This is a genomic window from Noviherbaspirillum sp., from assembly GCF_035627455.1.
Lineage (GTDB): Bacteria > Pseudomonadota > Gammaproteobacteria > Burkholderiales > Burkholderiaceae_D > Noviherbaspirillum.
In genome coordinates this window covers 12,832-35,555 of the sequence record NZ_DASPLS010000057.1, presented here as the reverse complement: position 1 = coordinate 35,555, position 22,724 = coordinate 12,832, and the positions used below count along the sequence as shown (strand labels likewise).

Here is a 22,724-nt window from a genome sequence, read left to right as displayed (position 1 = left end):
CAGAAGCCGCGCAGCTATCAGGACAACCTCGAAGCCGCCAAGACGCTGGCCCGGAACGATCCGAAAATGGTTGCAAATGTAGTCAAGGCATGGGTAGGAACAAATGAATGAGGATGGCGTAACAAAAGGGGCGATCCTGATGCTGGCCCTCGGCGAGGAAGAAGCCGCCGAGGTGATGAAATATCTCGGCCCGCGCGAAGTGCAAAAGCTCGGCGCGGCGATGTCCACCATGAAGGCGGTCGCCAGCGAGCAGCTCGAATCCGTGCTCAACGACTTCCGCAACGAGACCGAGCAGAACACGTCCTTCGGCCTGGACTCCGACGAGTACATCCGCACGGTGCTGACCAAGGCGCTGGGCGAGGACAAGGCATCCTCGCTGCTCACCCGCATACTCGGCACGCGCGACGCCAGCGGCATCGAAAGCCTGAAGTGGATGGACGCGCAATCGGTCGCCGACCTGATCCGCAACGAGCATCCGCAGATCATCGCGACCATCCTGGTCCACCTGGAGCGCTATCACGCCTGCGAAGTGCTCACCTATTTCACCGAGCGCCTGCGCAACGACGTGGTGCTGCGCATCGCGACGCTGGACGGCGTGCAGCCGACCGCGCTGCGCGAGCTCAACGAAGTGCTGACCAAGCTCCTGACGGGCAACGAAAACCTGAAGAAGAAGCCGATCGGCGGCGTGCGCACCGCAGCGGAAATCCTGAACTTCATGAGCGGCGACACCGAGACTTCGGTGATGGACAACCTGAAGAACTACGACGGCGACCTCGCCCAGAAAATCATGGACGAGATGTTCGTGTTCGACAACATCATCGACATCGACGACCGCGGCATCCAGGTATTGCTGCGCGAGGTGCAGTCGGAGTCCCTCATCATCGCGCTCAAGGGCGCCAACCAGGACCTGCGCGAGAAGATCTTCAAGAACATGTCGCAGCGCGCGGCGGAAATGATGCGCGAAGACCTGGAGTCGAAGGGGCCGGTGCGTCTGTCCGAGGTGGAGGCGCAGCAGAAGGAAATCCTGCAGATCGTGCGCCGCCTGGCGGACGAAGGCCAGATCATCCTGGGCGCCAAGGGCGACGACCAGTTTATTTAACGACGGGGCGGCACGCTGCCCTCTCCTGCCAGGACCTAGCACATGAGTTCCAACGTCATTCCGAAAGAGCAGCTGACGGCCTACCAGCGATGGGAAATGGCCTCCTTCGGAGACGACCGGAAGCCGCTCCAGCCGCAGCAAACGCAGGAGGACGCGGCTGCGGCAGCGCGCGCAGCGGCCGAAATGATCGCGCGCCAGCGCGAAGAGGCCCGCCAGCAAGGCTATGCCGAAGGATTCAACCAGGGGCATGCCGCCGGCCTTGAAGTGGGCCGCACCGAAGCGATGCAGGAAGCGGCGCGCCTGCGCGCCGTCGCCGACACCTTCAGCGCCGAAGTCGCGCGCGCCGACGAAGCGGTGGCCGACGACCTGCTTGCACTCGCGCTCGACCTGGCCAAGGCCATGCTCAAGACCGCGCTCAAGGCCCGCCCGGAACTGGTGCTGCCCATCGTCAGCGAGGCAATCCGCTACCTGCCGACCGTGCAGCAACCGGCGCTGCTCGTCCTCCATCCGCAGGACGCCGTGGTGGTGCGCAGTTACATGAAGGATGAGCTGGAAAAAACCGGCTGGCGCATCACCGAAGACATGCAGGTCGAACAGGGCGGATGCCGTATCGAGACGGCGAGCAACCAGATCGATGCGACGATGCCGGTCCGCTGGCAGCGCATCACCGACGCGCTCGGCAAGCACAGCGACTGGCTGGAATGAGCGGCGCGCATACCGAACGCTGGCAAGCCTTCCTGCGCGACTGCGGATCGCTGACCACCATTCCCGAACCGATGCTGGTCTCGGGCCGCGTTACGCGCGTCGCGGGCCTGGTAATGGAAGCGGTGGGCCTGAAGCTCGCTGTCGGCAGTGCCTGCACCGTCCCCCTGCCCAGCGGCGCGAAGATCGAGGCGGAAGTCGTCGGTTTCGAAGATGAAAAGCTGTTTCTGATGCCGCAAAGCGACGTCGAAGGCGTGGTGCCCGGCACCCGCGTGTACCCGGTCGAAGTTGTGCAGAGCCTGCCCCGCCCGGGCACGGTTGCCCACCCGCGGCGGCGGCCGAGCGACCGCGGCCGCCATTTACCGGTCGGCTTCGAACTGCTCGGGCGCGTGCTCGACGGCGCCGGCCGGCCGCTCGACAGCCTCGGTCCGCTGCAGAACGCGCATTCGGCGCCGCTTTCGGTGCGCGCCGCCAATCCGCTCACGCGCGCGCCGATTACCGACGTGCTCGACGTAGGTGTACGCGCAATCAACAGCATGCTCACCGTCGGCCGCGGCCAGCGCCTGGGCCTGTTCGCCGGCTCCGGCGTCGGCAAGAGCGTGCTGCTCGGGATGATGGCGCGCTATACGACCGCCGACGTGATCGTGGTCGGCCTGATCGGCGAGCGGGGCCGCGAAGTGAAGGAATTCATCGAGCAGATCCTCGGCCCGGAAGGCCTGGCGCGTTCGGTGGTGGTCGCCGCTCCGGCCGATACGCCGCCGCTGATGCGCCTGCAGGGCGCCGCCTACACCCACACCATTGCCGAGTACTTCCGCGACCAGGGCAAGAGCGTGCTGCTCATCATGGACTCGCTCACCCGCTATGCAATGGCGCAGCGCGAGATCGCACTGGCGATCGGCGAGCCGCCGGCGACCAAGGGCTATCCGCCCTCGGTGTTTGCCAAGCTGCCAACTCTCGTGGAGCGCGCCGGCAACGGCCGTCCGGGGGGCGGCTCGATTACCGCGTTCTACACCGTGCTGACGGAAGGCGACGACCAGCAGGATCCGATCGCCGACTCCGCGCGCGCGATCCTGGACGGCCACTTCGTGCTCAACCGCACGCTGGCGGAGGCCGGCCATTATCCGGCGATCGACATCGAACAGTCGATCAGCCGCGCGATGCACAACATCACCAGCCCCGACCACCAGAAACTCTCGAGGCGCCTGAAGCAGCTGTATTCCCGCTACCAGCGCAACCGCGACCTGATCAGCGTCGGCGCCTACAGCCCGGGCTCGGATCCGGTGCTGGACGAGGCGATCTCCCTCAATCCGAGGATTGAGTCCTTCCTGCAGCAAGGAATCCACGAAAGATCCGGCATTACGGAGAGCTTGGGGGAACTTGCCGCCCTTTTCGGGGGATAGGTGGCCAAAACCGGGATCTATAATGAATCATGGCAATAAATCCCGCGCTTGAGACACTTATCGAACTGGCAACCACGCAGACCGACGAAGCCGCCAAGCGACTCGGCCTGGCGATACGCGCCTGCGAAGACACGGAACAGAAGCTCGCGATGCTGCTGCAGTACCGGGACGAATACGAAGCCCGGTTCCGCACCGGCCTCTCCTCCGGCATCAGCATGGCCGGCTATCGCAATTTCCAGCTCTTCATGGAAAAGCTCGATACGGCAATCGCGGGACAGCAGCGCATCGTCGAGGATGCCAAGCAGCGCATCGTCGACGAGCGCAGCGCGTGGCAGGCATGCGAGCGCAAGCGCATGTCTTACGGCACGCTCGCGACCCGCGCGCAAAAGGTCGAGGAGCGCAAGGCGAACAAGCGCGACCAGAAGCTGATGGACGAATTCGCAACACGGCAGGCAAACTACAAACGCTAGGACATTGAGCATGCAGACATCTCAGGTAACCAACGCAGCGAATCCGGTGAACGCGCCCTCTGGCGGCACCCGGCAGTCCGACGCCGATTCCGCCGCCGAGCCGTTCGGCAAGGTGCTGTCGCGCGAAGTGTCCGAACGCAGTGCCGCCAACGAGGCGCCGCGCCGGCAGGAATCCGCGCGCTCCGCCAGCCAGGCACAACCCGCGAAGCCTGCCGCCAAGCCGGCGGAAGGCAAATCTGGCAAGGAAAGCACCGCCGCAGACGCCACCGAAAGCAAGGATGACGCCGCCGACACGCCAGCGGCGCTGCCGGAAGACATGCTGGCATTCGTCGCCAATCTCGTCCAGCTCAACACGCCGGCGGACAAGTCGGCCGACAAGCCGGAACTGAAGGCAGATGGCAAGGATGGCGACAAGGCCGCCGATGTGACCGCGATTGCAGCGGCACCGGATGCAGCGCTCGCGGCCCAGGCTGCCGCCATATCGGCGCAGGCGACGCCGGCCGACGTGAAACCGGTCGTCACCGACGTCATTGCGAGGGGACCGGCCCACCGCGGCGGCGCGTCCGCCGCAGCCCTGTCGGACCTGGCGGTCAAGGCGGATGCGACCGGCAGCGCCAAGCCGGAGCTGCCGGCGGGCCAGATCCAGGCTGCCGCAGCGGTGACGAGCGAAGATCTCGCCGCCCAGACACTGCAAGCGGCGCCGGCCGGCGCCCGCGACTTCGCGGCCGACCTGAAGGAAACGCTGTCGGCCGCAACCTCCGGCATGCAGCCGGTGCAGCAAGCCGCCGTCCATGCGGTGCAGCAGCAGACCGGCGCCGTCGCTACCGACAAGCTGACGCCGCGCGTCGGCACGCCGGCGTGGGACCAGGCACTCGGCCAGAAGGTGGTCTGGATGGTCGCCGGCGAGCAGCAGACCGCTTCCCTGACCCTGAACCCGCCGGATCTCGGCCCGCTGCAGGTCGTCTTGAACGTGACGAACTCGCAGGCAAATGCCACCTTCATCGCGGCCCAGCCGGAAGTCCGGCAGGCGCTCGAAGCGGCCATGCCGAAACTGCGGGACATGCTCGGCGAAGCGGGCATTCAGCTTGGCCAGGCGAGCGTCAACAGCGGCACGCCGAACCAGCAAGGCGGCTTCGACCAGCAGGGAACGCAGCAGGCGCGCGGTCATGACCGCGTGGGCGGACGCGACGCCGGCACGCCGGAACCAGCGGTGCGGACATCGCGCGTGCAGCCGTCCTCCTCCGGGCTGGGGATGGTGGACACCTTCGCTTGAGGCGCATTTCGCACGGCTTACGTCTGGCTGGAAGCCCGAATTTGCATTGACTTACCCTCTCTTTTCAACGCATCCTGCCGTTACAAGTACTTGATAATCACAACCAATAAAAGATTCGGCGAGCGCCACGGCTTATGACCAGTGCGGCGCGGCCGATAGCAGGACAGAGGAAGAAAGATGGCCACAGCCCCGAAAGGAAACCCGAAAGTCGTCCCCATCGAAGAAGCGATGGAAGGGGCGGCGTCGCCCAAGAAGTCGAAGAAGAAGCTCTTCCTCATCGCAGGCGCCCTGCTGCTCGCCGCCGGTGGCGGCGGTGCGTGGTATTTCATGGGTAACCAGGGCGGTGAAGGCGCCCCGGCGAAGCAGGAGGCACCGAAGCCGCCGGTCTTCGTGAACATGGAACCGTTTACCGTCAACCTGCAGCCGGAAAACGGCGACCAGTACCTGCAGGTGCAGTTTACGCTGCAGGTCGCCGACCAGACCCAGGTCGAACAGGTCAAGCTGTACATGCCGCTGGTGCGAAGCCGCGTGCTGCTTCTGCTGTCGAGCAAGAAGGCTTCGGAAATTTCTACGCCTGAAGGCAAGAAGAAGCTGCAGGATGAAATCCTGGCCACGATCAAGGCGCCGTTCACGCCGCAAAGCCCGGCCCTGAGCGTCAACGGCGTGTTCTTTACGTCGTTCGTCATCCAGTAACACCATGGCTGATAATTTCCTCTCCCAGGAAGAAGTCGATGCCCTGCTAAAGGGCGTCACCGGCGACCAGGACGAAAGTGCCGCGCCGGAAGACGACTCGGGGATACGTCCGTATAACCTGGCCACGCAGGAGCGCATTGTCCGTGGCCGGATGCCGACGCTGGAAATCATCAACGAGCGTTTCGCCCGCCTGCTGCGCATCGGCCTGTTCAACTTCCTGCACCGCAGCGCGGAAGTGTCGATCGGCCCGGTGCGCGTGCACAAGTACAGCGAGTTCATCCGCAACCTGGTGGTGCCGACCAACCTGAACCTGGTCCACATGAAACCGCTGCGCGGCACCGCGCTCATGGTGTTCGACCCGAACCTGGTGTTCCTGCTGGTCGACAACCTGTTTGGCGGCGATGGACGCTTCCATACCCGCGTCGAAGGCCGCGACTTCACGCAGACCGAGCAGCGCATCATCCAGCGCATCCTCGGCATCGTGTTCGAAACCTATGCGAAGTCATGGGAGCCGGTGTATCCGGTGGAATTCGAATACGTGCGCTCGGAAATGAACACGCAGTTTGCAAACATCGCCACGCCGAACGAAGTGGTGGTGGCGACCACGTTTACCGTCGAACTCGGCCCGGTGAGCGGAGAAATGCATTTCTGCACCCCCTATTCGATGATCGAGCCGATCCGCGACATCCTCACCAGCAGCCTGCAGGGCGAAACACTGGAGATGGACAAGCGCTGGGTACGGCTGATGACGCAGCAGATCCAGACCGCCGAGGTGGAACTGGTCGCCGATCTCGGCACTGCCCGCATGACGCTGGGCGAAGTCCTGAACATGAAGGCCGGCGATGTCATTTCCCTCACCGTTCCGGAGATCGTGCAAGCCAAGGTTGATGGCGTGCCGGTGATGGAATGCAGCTACGGCAAGTTCAACGGCCAGTACGCGCTGCGCGTGGAAAAGCTGCTGACACACGGCAATAACGATTTCTTGCAAGGAGAAGAACATGGCTGACGAGAACGATGGCCAAAGCATAGCGGATGACGATTGGGGCGCAGCCCTGGCCGAACAGAGCCAGGCCGAAGCTGCCGCAGCCGCCAAGCAGGCAGACGCTGCGCCCGCGATGTTCCAGGACTTTGCCGCCGGCGGCATCAAGACCGGCACCCACAACGACATCGACTTCATCCTCGATATTCCGGTCCAGCTTACTGTTGAACTGGGCCGCACCAAGATCGCGATCAAGAACCTGCTGCAGCTGGCACAGGGCTCGGTGGTGGAACTCGACGGCCTGGCCGGTGAGCCGATGGATGTGCTCGTCAACGGCTGCCTGATTGCGCAAGGCGAAGTGGTGGTGGTGAACGACAAGTTCGGCATCCGCCTCACGGACATCATCACGCCGTCCGAGCGCATCCGCAAGCTGAACCGATGATGCATCACGTTTCCATTCCGGCGCTGACGCTCCTGTTGTGCCTGCCGGCGCGGGCAGCCGAACAGGCTGCGACCGCGCCCTCGCCCGCTTCCGCCAGCAACCTGCTGCAGGTCTTGTTCGGCCTGGTCGTGGTGCTCGGCCTGATGGCGGGCGCAGCCTGGATCCTCAAGCGCATGGGCGTGGCCGGCGGCGGTGTCAACAACGTGGCCCGGGTGGTCGGCGGCGTCAGCGTCGGCAGCCGCGAGCGCGTGGTTGTGGTCGAGGTCGCCGATCAGTGGATCGTGGTCGGCGTCGCGCCCGGCCGCGTCAATGCGCTGTCTTCCATGCCGCGGCAAGAGAACGTGCCCGCGATGGATATCCCGGCCGGCGGCAAGAACTTCTCCGCCTGGCTCAAGCAAACGATCGAAAAGCGCAATGGCAATTAATTTCGCGCACCCCGCAATCAAAACCCTCCGCTGCCTGCTTCCGCTTGCCCTGCTCGGCCTGCCCCTGCTGGCGTCCGCGCAGGCGGGGCTGCCGGCGGTAACGAGCTCTCCCGGTCCGGGCGGCGGCCAGACCTACTCGCTCAGCATCCAGACCCTGCTGCTGCTGACGGCGCTGTCCGTTCTGCCGGCGGCCTTGCTGATGATGACGGCGTTTACCCGCATCATCATCGTGCTGTCGCTGCTGCGCCAGGCGCTCGGCACCCAGACCGCGCCGCCGAACCAGGTTCTGATCGGGCTGGCGCTGTTCCTGACCCTGTTCGTGATGGGGCCGGTATTCGACAAGATCTATACCGACGCCTATCAGCCGCTGTCTGAAAACAAGATCACGATGACGCAGGCGATGGAGCGCGGCGCCGCGCCTCTGAAAACCTTCATGATGAAGCAGACCCGCCAGGCCGACCTGGCGCTGTACGTGAAACTGTCGAACTCGCCGGCGCTGAACGGTCCCGAGGACGTGCCGCTGCGCGTGCTGATTCCCGCCTTCATCACCTCCGAACTGAAGACGGCATTCCAGATCAGCTTCGCGATCTTCATCCCGTTCCTGATCATCGACATGGTGGTGGCCAGCATCCTGATGTCGATGGGTATGATGATGATGTCGCCGGCAATCGTGTCGCTGCCCTTCAAACTGATGCTGTTCGTGCTGGTCGACGGGTGGCAGCTCTTGATCGGCTCTCTTGCGCAGAGTTTTTACTGAGGAAGCCCCATGACTCCGGAAAGCGTTATGACCATGGGCCGGCAGGCCATCGAAGTCACCCTGATGGTTGCCGCGCCGATGCTGCTGGTGGCGCTTGTCGTCGGCCTGATCGTCAGCATCTTCCAGGCGGCCACGCAGATCAACGAAACCACCCTGTCATTCATTCCCAAGCTGGTCGGAATCTTTGCCGCCCTGATCATCGCCGGCCCGTGGATGCTGACCATCATGCTGGACTACATGCGCCAGATGTTCTCGAGCATTCCGGGGATGGTCGGCTAGAACCGGCGTGTCGCACCTTGATTGAATGATTACCCTCAGCAGCGCCGAGCTGAACACCTGGATCGCGGCCTTCATCTGGCCGCTGACCCGCATACTCGGCCTGATTGCAACCGCCCCGCTTTTCGGAAACCTCAGCATTCCCATCCGGGTCAAGGTCGGCCTCGGCGTCATGCTCACCCTGGTGATTGCGCCGACGATCCCGGCCACGGCCGGAGCCGACCCGATGTCGCTTGCCGGGCTTCTGATCCTGATACAGCAGCTGGTAATCGGGCTTGCAATGGGTTTTGCGATGCGCCTCGTATTCGCCGCGGTGGAAATGGCGGGTGAAATCGCGGGCCTGACAATGGGCTTCGGTTTTGCCACCTTCTTCGATCCGCAAACCCGCGCCCGCAGTTCGGCGATCGCGCAATTTCTCGCGCTGTTGACGCTGATGCTGTTCCTTGCGCTCAACATCCATCTCTCGATGCTCGCCACGCTGGCCGAAAGCTTTGTCACCCTGCCGATTTCGGCAACGCCGCCTGGCGGGTCGATATTCCGGCACATCGCAAGCGTCGGCGGCATCGTGTTCAGCTCGGGGACACAACTTGCATTGCCTATCATTGCAGCGCTGCTGGTGACCAACATCGCCCTCGGCGTGCTGACACGCGCGGCGCCGCAACTGAACCTGTTCGGCATCGGCTTCCCGATCACCCTTGGAGCCGGATTCCTCGTGATCGCGCTGATGCTTCCCTACCTTGCACAACCGCTGGAGCGCCTGTTCCAGCTCGGCCTGAATACCGTTGGCCAGGTCGCCAACCCGGTCTATATGCTCAAGCGCTAGAAGAAAAAGAAAAGGCCGGTCCGCCTGGAATGGCGGACCGGCCCGAAGGATGGTTCGCTTGCCCCTGATGCGTCAGGAAAGGAAGTTAAACAGCGACATGTTGGACAACTTCACGAACGACTGCTGCGCGGCCTGCAAGGACACTTGCTGCTTGGTCAGGTCGGTGATGGCCTGCACGTAATCCAGATCCTGCAAATTGGACAAGGTGGTCGCATACTGGACATGCAGATCCTCGCCAAGACTGTCGAGCGACTCGACTTCCTTCATGCTGGCGCCGACATTGGCACGTGTGGTAAGGACGTTATCCAGCGCGCTGTCGACATTGGCGTTCGCGGTCCGCAGCGCATGCGCAAAGTTGCGCTTCTGCACATCCGTCGTCGCCGGCGCCTCGAGTGCCCCGATCAGGTCCTTGAAGGTGGTGAAGATGCTCTGGTTGCCGCTCGGGCGGATCGTAAACGTATCGCCGTCATTCGCCGCGCCGCTGAGGTCGAATTGCATGCCGTCCACACTGACTGGAGTGCCGGCGGCATTGTATGCCTGGTCATCCAGCACGGTCGTCGCCGGCGACGTCGACGTGTCGATGACATCGTAGGTGGTGCCGCCATTGGCGAACACGACGTTGTAGGTATGGCCGGTCAGGAGCGTGGCGTCCGTTACGACGGGACGGGAAATCGTTGCCGCGCCGGTGACGCTGGAGGATGTAAACAGCCCGTTGCTCTTGATGCTTTCGAACACCTTGTTGCCATCCTGGCTGACCGATATTTGGCGTGCGCTGAAAACCTGCAGTTGGAGCACACCCTGGTCGCCAGCGTAACTCGCGCCGGTCGGCGTTTCCGTAAACGGCATGGTGGTCGTCTGGTAACCGGCAAAAATGTACTCGCCGAGCGCGTCGCGCGTGTTCGCCAGGCCCATCAATTCGTCGAAACGGCCTTTCAGCTCGGTTGCGATGTACTTGCGCTGGGTGGCATCGAGCACGCCGCTGCCGGCTTGCACGATCAGCGTCTTCACGCCCTGCAGCAAGGAGGTGACGCCTTGCAGCGCGCCTTCGGATGCCTCCAGTGCATCTTTTGCGGTGCGGCGGTTGGTCGCATACTTTGCATTGATTTCCTGGGAGTTCGTCACCTCGAGCGCCCGGGCAGAGGCCACGGGATCGTCCGACGGCGAAAGGATTTTCCGCCCCATCGACACCTGCTGCTGCGTCCTTGCGAGGCTGGTTTGCAGTTCGCCCATGCGGGCGACGCCTTTTTCGAAAATCGTGTTCGTGCTGATACGAATGGACATGGTCGTCGACTCCTGGCGGGCTAGTTGCCCAGATTGAGCAGCAGCTCGAACAGTTGGCTGGCGGTTTGCATGACCTTGGCTGCTGCCTGGTAGGCCTGCTGGTAGCGCAACAGGTTCGCGGCTTCCTCATCGATGTTGACGCCGGACTCTGACTGCTGCGCCTGGACTGCCTGTTCCAGCACCTGGGCTTCGGCCTTGCTGGTGATTTCCAGCTCACGCGTCTTGTTGCCGACCTGCGTCACCATCAGGCTGTAAGCGGCCGAATAGGTCATGGTGCCGTTGGCAAGCGTGTTCTTGGTCTGCAATGCGGCCAGCGCCAAGGCGTTGCGGTTGTCGCCAACGCCACCGCTATTGGTCGAAATCGTGAATTTGTCGCCGTTGGCCGGCGCGCCGGAGACAGTGAAGCTCACGCCCCCGAAACTGATCGTGTCGCCGTCCTTATAGGTAACAGATGGAGCGGGTGAAGCACCGGGAATGGTCTGCTTTGTCCCGTCCGCGTGGACGATTTCAATATCCTGGTAAGCCGGGAACCCGGTCAGGGCGCCGCCGGCGTAAGTCAGCGTGGTCGGCGTCGGAGCGCTCAGCGCATGCGCAGTGACGGCGGCGCCTGCAGTCGGAAAGGTGACCGGAATGCCGCCGACGGTAACGCTGTCGCCAGGCGCAAACGGGATATTGGTGGCGCCGGCCGCGTATGTCGTGGTTGTCGCGCCGCTCTTGACGACGATCGGACCGGCAGCCGGGGAAATCCCGGTGATCCGGTCCGTGCCGGCGTCGTAGGTCAGCGTCACGCCGGCCGGCATGAACGCGGTGGACGTTACTGTTGCCGGTCCGATCTTGCCGCTGCCGGTGTTGGTGGTTGCCTCTGCGGTACGCGCCGGAGACCCGGCGGCAATCTTCGCCGTATCGGTGATCGCCACCTTGAACGTGTCGGCGATGTTGCGCGTCGGCCGGATCATATAGTCATCACCGTTGCTCAACGCACTCGGCGGGTTGCCGATACCGAAGGTCACCCCGTCGACCGTGGTGGGAAACGATGCGAACGCCGTCTGCTTGCCGTCGGACATGCGTGTGACGACATAGTTGTTGCCCGGGCTGAAGCCGTCAATCCGCTGCACGCGATAGTCGCTGGGGTTGAGCTGGCTGACGTCGCTGATCGTGGCGGTCATGGTTGCGCCGCCAGTCTTCCTGATCGCGGTCACCTCGGGTGCGCCGATCGAAAAGAATGCGCCGCCCATTGCGCCGGTCTGGTCCTGGCCAAGCTGGTGCTGGGCGTTGAACGTCACGGCAAGGCCGACCGCCATGCGTCCCACCGCGTTCTGCGCCGGTTCAAGGGAGTTGGCACGAAACTCGAGAAGACCGCCAAGCCTGCCTCCAGGCAGACCATTATCCGGCAAGACTGTGGTTCCGCCGTTGGACATATAGCCGACCTGGATCTTGCTCGGATCCGAGGTCGAAGTGACCGGGACGAGCTTGAACACCTCCGTTCCGACCGTCAAAGCCTGGCCGTTGCCGATAAAGACGTTATAGCTGTTGTTCTGCTTGACGACGGTGACCTTGGTTTCCTTGCTGAGCTCGGATATCAGGTGGTCGCGCTGGTCCAGCAAGTCGTTCGCAGGCTTGCCTTCGCCGGCGGTGCCCTGTGCCTTTTCAATCGCATCGTTCAGGTTTGCAATTTGCTGCGCATAACTGTTGATCACCCCGATGCCGGCGGTAATCTCGTCATTCACCCCCTGCCGCATCTCGTCGAGGCGTCCAGCGACATTGCGGAACCGTGTCGCCATCGCTTGCGCGGATGACAGCATGGTATCGCGGGCCGGAGAATTATTCGGATTGGACGCCACCCGCTGCACGCCTGAGAAGAACTCCTGAAGCGCAGACGCCACGCCGGCGGCCGGATCGGCCAGCATGTTGTCGATCTGCCGCATCTGCGCGTAATAGCTGTCGAGCGAATTCTTCGAGGTCTGGGCAGTCAGCACCTGGTTGTTCAGGAACTCGTTGAACAAGCGCTTGACCGTGACCACTTCGGTTCCCTTGCCGAGGAAACCGGTGCCGATATCCTGCCCGGCCGATGCTGTCTGCACGATTGACTGACGCGTATAGCCTGGCGTATTGACGTTCGCAATGTTGTGTCCGGTGGTTACCAGACCCGCCTGCGCCGCAGCCAGTGCGCTTTGCCCGATGCCGAGGATGGAAGTTGAGCTCATGGTCTTTTCTTCTTTACCGATCTTTCGATAACTGTATCAACGGCAAGGCGGCCGCAAAACTTGAGGCAGGAAGGGAGATGGCAAACCCGATACCGTCACGCAGACATTGTCTGCTTGATAATCCGGGTCAGTTTTGCCGCGTAGTGCGGGTCGGTTGCGTAGCCGGCGCGCTGCAGCCCCTGCGCAAAACCTTCGGCGCTCGCCGCATTTGCGATGACATTTTCATAACGCGGATTCTTGCTCAGCAGCCTGGCGTAATCCTTGAACGCATCCGCATAGGAATCGTAGGCGCGGAATTTCTCGACCTTCGTCTGCGGCTGGCCATTGACGTATTCCGTGGTCACCGCTTCCACCACCTTCCCCTTCCAGCCGGCGCCGGCCTTGATGCCGAACAGGTTATGGCTGGGCGTACCGTCCCTGGCGGTGATCTCGCGCCTGCCCCAGCCGCTTTCCAATGCCGCCTGGCCGAGCATGAATTTGGCGGGAATGCCGGTCGCCCGGCTGGCTTCCTCGGCATGTGACGCGAGGCGTTCGACAAAGCCGCGCACATGCGCCGGTTGCGCGGCGTTCGGCTTGATGCTGTCCGCCCCCGGGGCGGGCTGCAGCGTCGGCATGGACATGGGCACCGCAGGCGCCGACGGCGGCAGGATGGAGGATATGCCGTCCTCGCCGGGCACCGCGGTATCGGCCAGCTTGGTGGACAGCTGCCGGAACAGCGCATCCGCCAATCCGAGGCCGCGGCTGGCCATCGTCTGGCTCAGCTGCTGGTCGAGCATTGAGGTGTACATGCGGGTCTGGTCACTGCTGAACATGCCGTCCTGCGGCGTCGCCTCGCGCATGCTCTTCAGCATCATGTTCATGAACAAGGCTTCGAACTGCTTGGCAGCGCCTTTCAGCGCCTCGGGCGAATTCTGGCGCGCGGCCTGGCGCAGCTCGCCGACGTCTTTGACGTCGATCGCAAGTTTTCCGTTGAGACTGGCGGGACTGACCATGGCGCTGCCTCAGATGATTTCCAGTTCGGCACGCAGGGAGCCTGCCGCCTTCATTGCCTGCAGAATCGCCAGCAGGTCTTGCGGCGTGGCGCCGATTGCGTTCAGCGCCTTGACCACTTCCGCCAGCGAGGCGCCGCCCTTGAGCAGCAGGACCTGGCCCGGATCCTTTTGGATCTCGATCTGCGACGTCTGGGTGACCACCGTCTGGCCGCCGGACAAGGGCGCCGGCTGGCTCACACTCGGCTGGGTATTGATCACGACAGACAGGTTGCCGTGCGATACCGCGCAGCTGTCGAGGGTGACAGCCTGATTCATCACGACAGAACCGGTTCGCGCATTCAGGATGACCTTGGCCGGCATCTGCGCCGGCGTCACATGCAGGCTTTCCAGCATGCCGAGGAAAGCAACCCGCTCGTCGCTGCTGGCGGGCGCACGCACGCGGATGACCCGGCCGTCCTGCGCGGCCGCCGTGTCCGGGCCAAAGCGGCGGTTGACGGCTTCCACGACGCGGCTGGCAGTGGAAAAATCGGTATCGTTAAGCTCGAGGAAGACCGCGTCCGCGCGGCCGAGCGCGGTCGGCACCGCGCGTTCGACGGTTGCGCCGGCCGAGATGCGTCCGACGCTCAGATGGTTCACCTGCGCCTTGCTGCCGCTGGCGGAGGCGCCAACGCCGCCCACCAGCACATTGCCCTGCGCCATGCCGTAAATCTGTCCGTCCGCGCCCTTGAGCGGCGTCATCAGCAAGGTACCGCCACGCAGGCTTTTCGCATTACCCATCGAGGATACGGTTACATCAAGCGTCTGGCCCGGCTGCGCGAACGGCGGCAGCGACGCGGTGACCACCACTGCGGCAACGTTTTTCAGCTGCAGGCTGGTTCCGGGAGGAACGACCACACCCAGGTTCTGGAGCATGCTCACCACGCTTTGCACGGTAAACGGTGTCTGCGTCGTCTGGTCACCGCTGCCGTCCAGGCCGACAACGAGGCCATAGCCGATCAGCTGGTTCTGCCGCACCCCCTGGATGCTCGCGATATCCTTGAGACGCTCCGCATGCGCGACGCCCGCCGTCCACAGGCAGGCGGCGCCCAGCATGCACAGGACGGTCTTCCTGAAGGTGCGCAAATTGCGGCTGCTCGATGTCATGACTATCTCTCCGCCACCGTTACAAAGGCATCAGGCTGAGGAAGAAGCGGGTCATCTGCGACATCACTTCGGCCTTGTCGATCCGGCTGTTGGTGCGGTATTCAACGCGCGCATCCGCGACCAGCGTCGACGATACGACGTTACCGGTCGTGATGTTGTCCGGATTCACGGTTCCGGAGAAGCGGACGTATTCCACGCCCTTGTCGAACGCCACCTGCTTCTCGCCGGCGACGATCAGGTTGCCGTTGGGCAGGACATCGACCACGGTAACCGTGATCGTGCCGCTGAAGGTATTGCTGGAACTGGTCGAGCCCTTGTCTTCGAACCTGTTGGCGGAATCCACCGCGAGCGCCGCCTTAGCGGTAGTCGTCGCCGGCACGCCGAAGATCGTCGGCGCAGCAAAATCGACGCTGCCGCTCTTGGAAGTGGAATTCGCGGCCGTCTTGCCGGCGCTGGTGCGCTCGTTGATCGCGATCGTGATCGTGTCGCCGATCATGCGCGCACGCCGGTCTTCGAACATCGGGCGGTATGCGGCGGCCTGGAAAATCGCCCCATTGGCGGGTGGCGCAAGCTGAGGCGCTTGCGGCCGGGTGCTCACCGGATGCTGGATGATCGTCTCCGGCACCGACGCGCAGCCGACTAGGCCGGCAACGGCGAGCCACTGTAACGCGATGACAGAGAGTCGTTTCATGTCAGCCTCCTTGCGCCATCCCGATCAGAGCTGCGACAGGCGCTGCAGCATCTGGTCGGAGGTCTGGATCGACTTGCTGTTGATTTCATATGCGCGCTGGGTCTGGATCATGCTTACCAGCTCCTCCACCACATTCACATTGGAGGTTTCGACATAACCCTGCGCCAATGTGCCGGCGCCGTTGCTGCCCGGCGCATTCGTGCTCGGGCTGCCGGATGCGCTGGTTTCCACATACAGGTTCTCGCCGCGTGCCTCGAGGCCGGCGGGATTGATGAAGGTCGAAAGCTGCAGCGAGCCGACCTGAACCGGCGCGGGGACGCCCGGCTGGGTGACCGACACGGTGCCGTCGCGGCCGATGCTCATGCTGATCGCATTGGCCGGGATCGTGATCGCAGGTTGGACCACATAGCCGCTCGCGGTCACGATCTGGCCCTGGCTGTCGACCGAGAACGAACCGTCGCGAGTATAAGCCGCAGTCCCGTCAGGCAGCAGCACCTGGAAGAAGCCCGCGCCCTGGATCGCGAGATCCTTTTCATTGTTGGTCTGCTGCAGGTTACCCTGCGTAAAAACCCGCTCCGCCGATACCGGACGCACGCCGGTGCCGAGCTGCAGACCGGTGGGCAGCTGGGTCTGCTGCGAGGACTGTGCCCCGGGCTGGCGAAGGGTCTGGTACAGCAGGTCCTCGAACACCGCGCGAGAACGCTTGAAGCCCGCCGTATTGACGTTGGCAAGGTTATGGGAGATCACGTCCATCTGCGTCTGCTGCGCGTCCAGGCCCGTCTTGGAAATCCATAGTGAACGAATCATTTTTTCTCCGATAACCTCGTGTCATTGCCGGCATGCCGGCACGCTATCCTTCATTGTCAACCTATTCCTAGCCCGTCAAAGACAGAAGCTGGCCCGCTTTCTGCTCATTGCTTTCGACATTCTTGAGCAGGTTCATGTGCATTTCGAACTGGCGCGAGAGGCTGATCATGTTGACCATCGCATCGACCACGTTCACGTTGCTGCCTTCGAGCGAACCACCGATGACCGATACCGCGGCATCCGCATCTGCCTCGCCGCCGTCGCGCAAGCGGAATAACCCGTCATCGCTGCGGACGATGTTTTCCTCCGGCGGATTGACCAGCTTGATACGTCCCAGCGTCGTCGCGGTCGCCTTTCCGGTAGTGGAAATGGCCGACACCGTGCCATCCTTGCCGATGGCGACCGCTACGTCCGGCGGTATCGCGATCGGACCGCCATCGCCCATGACATTGATGCCGCTCTGCGTCTGCAAAACGCCGTTCTCGCTGATCTTGAGGCTGCCGTTGCGGGTATAGGCTTCGGTACCATCCTCCAGCTGCAGCGCGATCCAGCCCTTGCCCTGGACCGCCACATCCAGGTCGCGGCCGGTGTTCTGGATCGGCCCGGGCGTAAAGTCGCTGCCCACGGTCGCGTCGACCACAAAGGCGCGCGTTGGCATCGCGGCGCCGATCACCGGCACCGCCCGGAACGAATCCAGCTGCGCGCGGAAACCTGTCGTGGTGGCGTTGGCCAGGTTGTGCGAGTTATTGGCCTGCTGCTCCAGGATGTGCTTCGCACCGGTCATCGCGGTATAGATCAGCCGATCCATGTTTTGTCCCCTTCGGAGCGGGCAGTCATGCCCGCGAGTTCAAGCTTTCGAATTACCTCAGGTTCACCAGCGTCTGCAGCACCTGGTCCTGCGTCTTGATGGTCTGCGCATTGGCCTGGAACACCCGCTGCGCGGTGATCATGTTCACCAGCTCGGCGGTCAAGTCGACGTTCGAATCTTCCGTTGCCGAGGACTGGATCAATCCGAGACGGCCGGAATTTGGTGCACCGACCAGCGCGACGCCGGATCCTGCGGTTTCCGCCCACTGGTTGTTACCTAGCGGCTGCAGGCCGTTCGGGTTGCTGAAGTTCGCGAGCACGACCTGACCCAGGGTCGACGTCTTGCCGTTGGTGTAGCGCCCGGTAATGGTGCCATCATTGCCGACATTGAAGCCGGACAGGCGGCCAGAGGCAAATCCATCCTGCGTCATCGCGTTGACACCAAAGTTGGAGCCGAATTGCGTCGTATCGTCGAAGTCCAGCGTGACGCCGGTGAGGTTGGCCGCGCCGTTCGTCAACGTGAGTGAAACGCTTCCCGGCGACCCGCCAACGAGTGCACCGGCATCACTGAAGGAAAGTGTCGCTACCGGAGTGGCGGGATTGTCAACGCTCGCTCCGGTGCTGCTTGTCGTTCCATAGACCGTCCAGGTGTTCGCCGGCGCAGTCTCCTTCCTGAAGTACAGCTGAAGAACGTGGGAGTTGCCCAGGCTGTCGTAGACGGTCACCGAAGTCGAACTGTTGTACATCGTCGTCGGGTCCGGTGCAGCGGGGTCGAATGCCACGGTGCGCGCAGGCAGACGGGAATCGAGATTCAGCTCCGCCTTGATATCGCGCGTCGCGTTCGGCGCCAGGTCTGCGGTGCTGATGCGCAGGTCGGTCGGGCTGCCGGTCTGCAGCACGCCCTGGTTGTTGGCAACGAAACCGGTCAGGCGGCCGCCGTCGGTACTGACGATGTAACCGCCTTTGTCAATCTGGAACTGGCCGTTGCGCGCATAGCTGACCGCGCCGTCCTTGTTCAAACGGAAGAAGCCGCCGCCATTGATCGCCATGTCGAGCGAGTTGTTGGAAGCGGTGATATTGCCCTGGCTGAACTGCTGCGAAATGTTCGACACGCGCGTACCGATACCGGCGGTCCCGAGACCGGAGGTGCCGCTCAGCGAGTTGGCGTACACATCGGAAAACTGCGTCACCGCCGACTTGAAGCCAACCGTATTGGCATTGGCAATGTTGTTGCCGATCGTTTCCAGCTGCTTCGAGGCGCCGTTGAGGCCGCTAAGACCTTGTTGAAAGCTCATTTCTCTTCTCCTTGATTCAGGCTATTCGGCTGCATGGGGTTCAAAGGATCTGCCGGACGTCGGACAGATTGAAGTCGCCGACACCCGGCACGCTGAGCTTCACGCCCTGGTTGCCGGTGCTGACGCTGCTGACTGTACCGAACGACAAGTTGGTGGCCTCGACCTTCTTGCCGGCGGTGACCGCCTTCACACTGAAGCTGTATTTGCCGTCGGGGAGCACCGCCTTGCCGTCGTCGGACTTGCCGTCCCAGGCCAGCGGCAGCACACCCGCCTTCTGCGCGCCGAGGTCGAGGGTGCGCACCACGGCGCCCGTCTTGTCGGTGATCGTCACCTTCACATTGTCGGCGGCCTCGGCCAGATCGAAGCCGAACAGGGACTGACTGTCCTGCAGTTCGATCGACGAGCCCGGCACGAACACGCCGTGCCCGATCATGTCGGCAGCCTGCATAGACTGGCTGGTCTTGTAGCTGCCCATCAGCGCTTCGATCGTGGTGTTCAGCTTGTCGATGCCAGTCACCGTGGACAACTGCGCAAGCTGGCTGGTCACCTGCGCGTTATCCAGCGGATTGAGCGGGTCCTGGTTGCGCATCTGCGTCACCAGCAGCGTCATGAAGCGGTCCTGCGCCGCCTCGGCAGTGGACTTTTCCTTCTTGGCGGCCGGGTTCATCGCCGCCATCAATTCATCCGACACCTTGTTGGTTTGCACGGTCGTCATTCAATACTCCTTGCTTATTGTCCCAGCGTCAGCGTCTTGAGCAGCATGGTCTTGGCAGCGTTCATGGTCTCGACGTTGTTTTGGTAGGAACGCGATGCGGAGATCATGTTGACCATTTCCTCCACCACGTTAACGTTCGGCATGGCGACAAACCCCTTCTCATCCGCCTGCGGATGCTTCGGGTCGTACACCATCTTCGGCGGGGACGGGTCTTCCACCACCTGCTGCACTTTCACACCGGCGGCAGCCGGGTTTCCGGTCTGCACCGCCTGGAACACCACCTGCTTGGCACGGTAGGTCTCGCCCGTCGCGCTGGTCGTGCTGTCGGCGTTGGCAAGGTTGCTGGCCACCGTGTTGAGGCGCTGACCCTGGGCGCTCATTGCCGAGCCGGCGACGTTGAAGATGTTAAAAAGCGACATGGTTATTGTCCTTGAACAGCGGCGAGCAACTGCTTGAGCTTGCCGCTCGCGAAAGTCACGCTTGCCTCGTAGCGCAAGGCGTTATCGGCGAACTGGGCGCGCTCGACATCCATATCCACCGTATTGCCGTCGACGCTGCCCTGCGCCGCATTCCGGTACAGTAGCGGTGCGCCGCTGGCGGTCGAGGCATTCGCCGTACCGCCCAGATGGGCCGGCGCCGTCTTTGTCAAAGCGGAAGGCGCACCGCCCCCGCCGGCGGCCAGCGCCTGTTTCAATGCGCTGCTAAAATCGACGTCCCGCGCCTTGTAATTCGGCGTATCGGCATTCGCGATATTCGACGCCAGCACCTGCTGGCGCTCGGCACGCAGCCGCAGGACCGTCTGTTGAAAATGCAGCGCGTCGTCAAGCTTCCCGATCATGACAATCTCCGGCAAACATCGGCTAAAAACATCGGCCAGGCAAAGGACGCCTCGTTCCGATGATGGATTGATATAGGCTCGATCATACGGACGCGAAAGTCACGCCTATCGTGCAATAAGGCTCAGAAAGCATGTCCTATTCAAGCTTTTGATTCCAATGCGGCATCAGTAGCATGTAGCCTGCAATGAACCGCCCATCCAAAAAATCCGTCCTGCCGGCCCTGCTGGTCGCACTGAGCAGCACCGCGCTCGCGCAGGCGCCGCGTCAGGATACCGGCGCGCTGCGGCAGACCGTTGAACAATTCCTGCTCGTGCAGTCAGCGGGACTTCCGGGCGAGATCAATATAACGGTAGGACAGATCGATTCACGCACCAGCCTGCCCGCTTGCGCCGCGCCGGAAGCCTTCCTGCCCAACGGCAGCCGGGCCTGGGGCAAAACGACGGTGGGCGTGCGCTGCACTGCGCCTTCGCCGTGGACGATTTATGTGTCGGCAACCGTACAGGTCCTCGGGGAATACGTTGTCACGGCAGCCCCGCTCGCCCAAGGCAAAGTGGTGACGCAGGGAGACGTGTTGAAAATGAAAGGCGACCTGACTACGTTGCCGGGGAGCATCATCACCGATCCGGCACAGGCGATGGGCCGCACTGCCGCGATTTCCCTTCCGGCGGGCGCGCCGCTGCGCTCTGACGCGCTGCGCGCGCAACCGGCGATCCAGCAAGGACAGACGGTGCGCGTGGTGTCGGCCGGCCCGGGATTCAGCGTATCGGCGGAGGCGCGCGCGCTCAACAACGCCGCCGAAGGCCAGGTTGCGCAGGCCCGGACGGCGTCCGGACAGGTCGTCAGCGGGGTGGCGAAGGCCGGGGGCGTAGTGGAAGTCGCCTATTGATCATGCTCTTTTCCCGGAATCCGCAATTAGGTGCTAAAGTTTCTGCAAATGGCGTCGATAAGAATGATGACAAGCAGTAGAAGACCAACCAGACAAGGAAATTGCCGTGAAAATCGATGACTCACTGAAAAAAGCCGCCGGGTTGGGCGTGGGCACCGCCACGCAAGCCCGCCCCGGCAAAGGCGCCGAAAAGGCCGGTGCCGCCAGCACCACGCCGGCCGGTTCGGATACCGTAACCCTGTCGTCGAAACTGGAATCGCTTTCCCAGCAAGCGGGCGGAAGTGCCGTTTTCGACGCGAAGAAAGTGGAAGAAATCAAGGCTGCGATCGCAGAAGGCCGCTTCCAGGTCGATCCCGAAAAGGTCGCCAACGGCTTGCTCGACACAGTCAGCGACTTGATCCGTAACCGTAAGGCATAGGAACACATGCAGTCTCTAGGTAGCAGCCTGGCGCAAGGCGTCGGCGAAGAACTCCGCGCAGCGCAATCGCTGGTCGACCTCCTCCGCCAGGAGCAGTCCTGCCTGATCGGGGCAGACGTCGAGGCCCTGAGCAAGCTCACCGAAGAAAAGACGAAAATCGTGGTTCGCATGACCGAGTTGGCGCAGCGCCGCTACCAGGAATTGGCGGGCGCCGGCTTCGAAGCGAGTGACGCCGGCATGGAACAATGGGCCAGCAGCGCTCAGCCCACGGCTGTCCAGTCCTGGAAAGACCTGCTCGATCTCGCCCGCCAGGCGAAGGAGCTGAACCGGGTGAACGGCATGCTGATCGGTCAGCACATGGCGCGCAACCAGGCCGCACTGAACATCCTCCAGGGCGCCCCTCAGGGCGGCAACATGTACGGCCCGAACGGCCAGTCCGCAAACCAGACCAGCAGCCGCAAGCTCGTCGTCGGCTGACATTTCCCCGGCCCACCCTCTTCCGGGCCGACGCTCCCTATCAGAAGCAATTTCCCACGGCGCGCTAACGCAAGACCGGCGGCACCGGCACTTCCGTCGCATTTTCAGGCAGATTCGACAAAATCATCACCGACACCCGCCGGTTGCGCATGCGCCCTTCCGTGCTATCGTTCGGCGCCACCGGTTGCGTCGGCCCGCGCCCGACCGCGGTCAGCCGCTTGTCCGCGATCCCGCTGTCTATGAGCAGCCGCACCACGCTGCTGGCACGCACGGCGGATAACTCCCAGTTTGACGGAAACAGCGCATTGCGGATAGGGACGCTATCCGTATGGCCTTCCACCTGGATCGCATGATCGTCGTCTTTCAGCACATCAGCGACCGCCCGCAGTGCCTGGATGCTCTCTTCGGACAACTTGGCGTCACCGGGTGCGAACAGGACGCTCGCATTGATTTCGACGTTCACCCCGCGCGCGCTCTGGGTTACCCGGACCTTGCCCTGCTGGACGAGCGGCGCCAGCACCTGCTGGATGTTGCCCGCGACGCCGGTCAGCTGTTCCTTCTCGCGGCGCAGCGCTTCGCTGCTGCGCTGACGCTGCGGAACGACGCGCGGCAGGCCGGATGGCATGGATTCGCCCTGCGGCGTAGCGGCTGCCCCGCGACCGAAGGCATTGTTGAGCGAGTTCGACAGAACGCGGTACTTGCCCTCGTTGACGGACGACAGCGCGTACATCACCACGAAGAAGGCAAACAGCAGGGTAATGAAATCGGCATACGACACGAGCCAGCGGTCATGGTTGTCGCTCTCTTCGTCGTACTTCTTTCGCGCCATG

Annotated in this window: 27 protein-coding genes; 15 read left to right on the top strand and 12 right to left on the bottom strand. The window is 62.9% G+C overall.

Annotated features, from left to right (window positions below; all coding sequences use genetic code 11):
- Positions 1-103 precede the first annotated feature (103 nt).
- From fliG to fliR, 12 genes are all read left to right on the top strand, one after another.
- The gene (gene fliG / locus VEC01_RS10285; RefSeq protein ID WP_324900722.1) at positions 104-1,099 is read left to right on the top strand and encodes a flagellar motor switch protein FliG; all 996 of its coding nucleotides are present in this window, start codon (positions 104-106) and stop codon (positions 1,097-1,099) included.
- A 42-nt stretch (positions 1,100-1,141) separates the two neighbouring features.
- Positions 1,142-1,804 carry a FliH/SctL family protein gene (locus VEC01_RS10280; protein ID WP_324900721.1) on the top strand — a complete coding sequence of 221 codons (663 nt, stop codon included), beginning with the start codon at positions 1,142-1,144 and terminating at the stop codon, positions 1,802-1,804.
- The gene (fliI, locus tag VEC01_RS10275; RefSeq protein WP_324900720.1) at positions 1,801-3,201 is read left to right on the top strand and encodes a flagellar protein export ATPase FliI; all 1,401 of its coding nucleotides are present in this window, start codon (positions 1,801-1,803) and stop codon (positions 3,199-3,201) included. The genes VEC01_RS10280 and fliI overlap by 4 nt, the downstream gene beginning before the upstream one ends.
- Positions 3,202-3,230: 29 nt before the next feature.
- Entirely contained in the window at positions 3,231-3,671 is a 441-nt protein-coding gene (gene fliJ / locus VEC01_RS10270; protein WP_324900719.1) for a flagellar export protein FliJ, read from the top strand.
- Between the two features lie 10 nt (positions 3,672-3,681).
- On the top strand, positions 3,682-4,944 hold the full coding sequence (locus tag VEC01_RS10265) for a flagellar hook-length control protein FliK (RefSeq protein WP_324900718.1): 1,263 nt from the start codon (positions 3,682-3,684) through the stop codon (positions 4,942-4,944).
- Positions 4,945-5,121: 177 nt separating this feature from the next.
- Positions 5,122-5,637, top strand: coding sequence for a flagellar basal body-associated protein FliL (gene fliL, locus VEC01_RS10260; protein ID WP_324900717.1), 516 nt, complete (start codon positions 5,122-5,124; stop codon positions 5,635-5,637).
- A 4-nt stretch (positions 5,638-5,641) separates the two neighbouring features.
- Complete coding sequence (gene fliM, locus VEC01_RS10255) at positions 5,642-6,643, top strand: flagellar motor switch protein FliM (RefSeq protein ID WP_324900716.1); 1,002 nt, start codon at positions 5,642-5,644, stop codon at positions 6,641-6,643.
- The gene (gene fliN, locus VEC01_RS10250) at positions 6,636-7,058 is read left to right on the top strand and encodes a flagellar motor switch protein FliN (protein WP_324900715.1); all 423 of its coding nucleotides are present in this window, start codon (positions 6,636-6,638) and stop codon (positions 7,056-7,058) included. The genes fliM and fliN overlap by 8 nt, the downstream gene beginning before the upstream one ends.
- Complete coding sequence (gene fliO, locus VEC01_RS10245; protein WP_324900714.1) at positions 7,055-7,483, top strand: flagellar biosynthetic protein FliO; 429 nt, start codon at positions 7,055-7,057, stop codon at positions 7,481-7,483. The genes fliN and fliO overlap by 4 nt, the downstream gene beginning before the upstream one ends.
- Positions 7,473-8,240, top strand: coding sequence for a flagellar type III secretion system pore protein FliP (gene fliP / locus VEC01_RS10240; protein ID WP_324900713.1), 768 nt, complete (start codon positions 7,473-7,475; stop codon positions 8,238-8,240). The genes fliO and fliP overlap by 11 nt, the downstream gene beginning before the upstream one ends.
- 9 nt (positions 8,241-8,249) lie before the next feature.
- Positions 8,250-8,519 carry a flagellar biosynthesis protein FliQ gene (gene fliQ, locus VEC01_RS10235; RefSeq protein ID WP_324900712.1) on the top strand — a complete coding sequence of 90 codons (270 nt, stop codon included), beginning with the start codon at positions 8,250-8,252 and terminating at the stop codon, positions 8,517-8,519.
- 25 nt (positions 8,520-8,544) lie between these two features.
- On the top strand, positions 8,545-9,339 hold the full coding sequence (gene fliR / locus VEC01_RS10230; protein WP_324900711.1) for a flagellar biosynthetic protein FliR: 795 nt from the start codon (positions 8,545-8,547) through the stop codon (positions 9,337-9,339).
- A gap of 72 nt (positions 9,340-9,411) precedes the next feature.
- On the opposite strand, the gene flgL is transcribed toward fliR, so the two are convergent.
- The 11 genes from flgL to flgB all read right to left on the bottom strand — a co-directional run bounded on the left by flgL (position 9,412) and on the right by flgB (position 20,112).
- Positions 9,412-10,620, bottom strand: a complete 1,209-nt coding sequence (gene flgL / locus VEC01_RS10225) for a flagellar hook-associated protein FlgL (protein ID WP_324900710.1) — start codon at positions 10,618-10,620, stop codon at positions 9,412-9,414.
- Between the two features lie 20 nt (positions 10,621-10,640).
- A complete protein-coding gene (gene flgK, locus VEC01_RS10220) occupies positions 10,641-12,824 on the bottom strand; it encodes a flagellar hook-associated protein FlgK (RefSeq protein ID WP_324900709.1) in 2,184 nt (727 codons plus the stop codon).
- 95 nt (positions 12,825-12,919) lie between these two features.
- Entirely contained in the window at positions 12,920-13,816 is an 897-nt protein-coding gene (gene flgJ, locus VEC01_RS10215; RefSeq protein WP_324900708.1) for a flagellar assembly peptidoglycan hydrolase FlgJ, read from the bottom strand.
- Positions 13,817-13,825: 9 nt separating this feature from the next.
- A complete protein-coding gene (locus VEC01_RS10210; RefSeq protein WP_324900723.1) occupies positions 13,826-14,908 on the bottom strand; it encodes a flagellar basal body P-ring protein FlgI in 1,083 nt (360 codons plus the stop codon).
- Positions 14,909-14,978: 70 nt separating this feature from the next.
- Positions 14,979-15,650 (bottom strand): flagellar basal body L-ring protein FlgH, encoded by a 672-nt coding sequence (locus VEC01_RS10205; RefSeq protein WP_324900707.1) that lies wholly within the window; start codon positions 15,648-15,650, stop codon positions 14,979-14,981.
- Positions 15,651-15,674: 24 nt separating this feature from the next.
- The gene (flgG, locus tag VEC01_RS10200) at positions 15,675-16,457 is read right to left on the bottom strand and encodes a flagellar basal-body rod protein FlgG (protein WP_324900706.1); all 783 of its coding nucleotides are present in this window, start codon (positions 16,455-16,457) and stop codon (positions 15,675-15,677) included.
- Positions 16,458-16,524: 67 nt separating this feature from the next.
- On the bottom strand, positions 16,525-17,265 hold the full coding sequence (gene flgF, locus VEC01_RS10195; protein WP_324900705.1) for a flagellar basal-body rod protein FlgF: 741 nt from the start codon (positions 17,263-17,265) through the stop codon (positions 16,525-16,527).
- Positions 17,266-17,317: 52 nt separating this feature from the next.
- A complete protein-coding gene (gene flgE, locus VEC01_RS10190; protein WP_324900704.1) occupies positions 17,318-18,559 on the bottom strand; it encodes a flagellar hook protein FlgE in 1,242 nt (413 codons plus the stop codon).
- 40 nt (positions 18,560-18,599) lie between these two features.
- Positions 18,600-19,274, bottom strand: coding sequence for a flagellar hook assembly protein FlgD (gene flgD, locus VEC01_RS10185; protein WP_324900703.1), 675 nt, complete (start codon positions 19,272-19,274; stop codon positions 18,600-18,602).
- A gap of 14 nt (positions 19,275-19,288) precedes the next feature.
- Positions 19,289-19,693 (bottom strand): flagellar basal body rod protein FlgC, encoded by a 405-nt coding sequence (flgC, locus tag VEC01_RS10180; RefSeq protein ID WP_324900702.1) that lies wholly within the window; start codon positions 19,691-19,693, stop codon positions 19,289-19,291.
- Positions 19,694-19,695: 2 nt separating this feature from the next.
- Positions 19,696-20,112 carry a flagellar basal body rod protein FlgB gene (gene flgB / locus VEC01_RS10175; RefSeq protein ID WP_324900701.1) on the bottom strand — a complete coding sequence of 139 codons (417 nt, stop codon included), beginning with the start codon at positions 20,110-20,112 and terminating at the stop codon, positions 19,696-19,698.
- Between the two features lie 185 nt (positions 20,113-20,297).
- Between flgB and flgA the strand changes: the two genes are divergently transcribed.
- The 3 genes from flgA (at position 20,298) to VEC01_RS10160 (ending at position 21,894) form a co-directional block, all read left to right on the top strand.
- Entirely contained in the window at positions 20,298-20,999 is a 702-nt protein-coding gene (gene flgA / locus VEC01_RS10170; RefSeq protein ID WP_324900700.1) for a flagellar basal body P-ring formation chaperone FlgA, read from the top strand.
- A 106-nt stretch (positions 21,000-21,105) separates the two neighbouring features.
- Positions 21,106-21,417, top strand: a complete 312-nt coding sequence (gene flgM, locus VEC01_RS10165; RefSeq protein ID WP_324900699.1) for a flagellar biosynthesis anti-sigma factor FlgM — start codon at positions 21,106-21,108, stop codon at positions 21,415-21,417.
- A gap of 6 nt (positions 21,418-21,423) precedes the next feature.
- The gene (locus VEC01_RS10160) at positions 21,424-21,894 is read left to right on the top strand and encodes a flagellar protein FlgN (RefSeq protein ID WP_324900698.1); all 471 of its coding nucleotides are present in this window, start codon (positions 21,424-21,426) and stop codon (positions 21,892-21,894) included.
- Between the two features lie 64 nt (positions 21,895-21,958).
- Here the strand turns inward: VEC01_RS10160 and motD are convergent, their stop codons facing one another.
- Complete coding sequence (gene motD / locus VEC01_RS10155) at positions 21,959-22,723, bottom strand: flagellar motor protein MotD (protein ID WP_324900697.1); 765 nt, start codon at positions 22,721-22,723, stop codon at positions 21,959-21,961.
- Position 22,724 lies beyond the last annotated feature (1 nt).

Coding starts and splice junctions, on each gene's coding strand:
- flgC (WP_324900702.1), bottom strand. CDS start 19,693: ATGTCGCTTTTTAACATCTTCAACGTCGCCGGCTCGGCAATGAGCGCC.
- fliI (WP_324900720.1), top strand. CDS start 1,801: ATGAGCGGCGCGCATACCGAACGCTGGCAAGCCTTCCTGCGCGACTGC.
- VEC01_RS10210 (WP_324900723.1), bottom strand. CDS start 14,908: ATGCTGGGCGCCGCCTGCCTGTGGACGGCGGGCGTCGCGCATGCGGAG.
- VEC01_RS10280 (WP_324900721.1), top strand. CDS start 1,142: ATGAGTTCCAACGTCATTCCGAAAGAGCAGCTGACGGCCTACCAGCGA.
- flgB (WP_324900701.1), bottom strand. CDS start 20,112: ATGATCGGGAAGCTTGACGACGCGCTGCATTTTCAACAGACGGTCCTG.
- fliG (WP_324900722.1), top strand. CDS start 104: ATGAATGAGGATGGCGTAACAAAAGGGGCGATCCTGATGCTGGCCCTC.
- fliP (WP_324900713.1), top strand. CDS start 7,473: ATGGCAATTAATTTCGCGCACCCCGCAATCAAAACCCTCCGCTGCCTG.
- flgL (WP_324900710.1), bottom strand. CDS start 10,620: ATGTCCATTCGTATCAGCACGAACACGATTTTCGAAAAAGGCGTCGCC.
- fliN (WP_324900715.1), top strand. CDS start 6,636: ATGGCTGACGAGAACGATGGCCAAAGCATAGCGGATGACGATTGGGGC.
- fliR (WP_324900711.1), top strand. CDS start 8,545: ATGATTACCCTCAGCAGCGCCGAGCTGAACACCTGGATCGCGGCCTTC.
- fliM (WP_324900716.1), top strand. CDS start 5,642: ATGGCTGATAATTTCCTCTCCCAGGAAGAAGTCGATGCCCTGCTAAAG.
- flgD (WP_324900703.1), bottom strand. CDS start 19,274: ATGACGACCGTGCAAACCAACAAGGTGTCGGATGAATTGATGGCGGCG.
- fliO (WP_324900714.1), top strand. CDS start 7,055: ATGATGCATCACGTTTCCATTCCGGCGCTGACGCTCCTGTTGTGCCTG.
- flgK (WP_324900709.1), bottom strand. CDS start 12,824: ATGAGCTCAACTTCCATCCTCGGCATCGGGCAAAGCGCACTGGCTGCG.
- fliQ (WP_324900712.1), top strand. CDS start 8,250: ATGACTCCGGAAAGCGTTATGACCATGGGCCGGCAGGCCATCGAAGTC.
- flgF (WP_324900705.1), bottom strand. CDS start 17,265: ATGGATCGGCTGATCTATACCGCGATGACCGGTGCGAAGCACATCCTG.
- flgE (WP_324900704.1), bottom strand. CDS start 18,559: ATGAGCTTTCAACAAGGTCTTAGCGGCCTCAACGGCGCCTCGAAGCAG.
- flgJ (WP_324900708.1), bottom strand. CDS start 13,816: ATGGTCAGTCCCGCCAGTCTCAACGGAAAACTTGCGATCGACGTCAAA.
- fliJ (WP_324900719.1), top strand. CDS start 3,231: ATGGCAATAAATCCCGCGCTTGAGACACTTATCGAACTGGCAACCACG.
- VEC01_RS10265 (WP_324900718.1), top strand. CDS start 3,682: ATGCAGACATCTCAGGTAACCAACGCAGCGAATCCGGTGAACGCGCCC.
- VEC01_RS10160 (WP_324900698.1), top strand. CDS start 21,424: ATGCAGTCTCTAGGTAGCAGCCTGGCGCAAGGCGTCGGCGAAGAACTC.
- flgA (WP_324900700.1), top strand. CDS start 20,298: ATGAACCGCCCATCCAAAAAATCCGTCCTGCCGGCCCTGCTGGTCGCA.
- fliL (WP_324900717.1), top strand. CDS start 5,122: ATGGCCACAGCCCCGAAAGGAAACCCGAAAGTCGTCCCCATCGAAGAA.
- flgG (WP_324900706.1), bottom strand. CDS start 16,457: ATGATTCGTTCACTATGGATTTCCAAGACGGGCCTGGACGCGCAGCAG.
- motD (WP_324900697.1), bottom strand. CDS start 22,723: ATGGCGCGAAAGAAGTACGACGAAGAGAGCGACAACCATGACCGCTGG.
- VEC01_RS10205 (WP_324900707.1), bottom strand. CDS start 15,650: ATGAAACGACTCTCTGTCATCGCGTTACAGTGGCTCGCCGTTGCCGGC.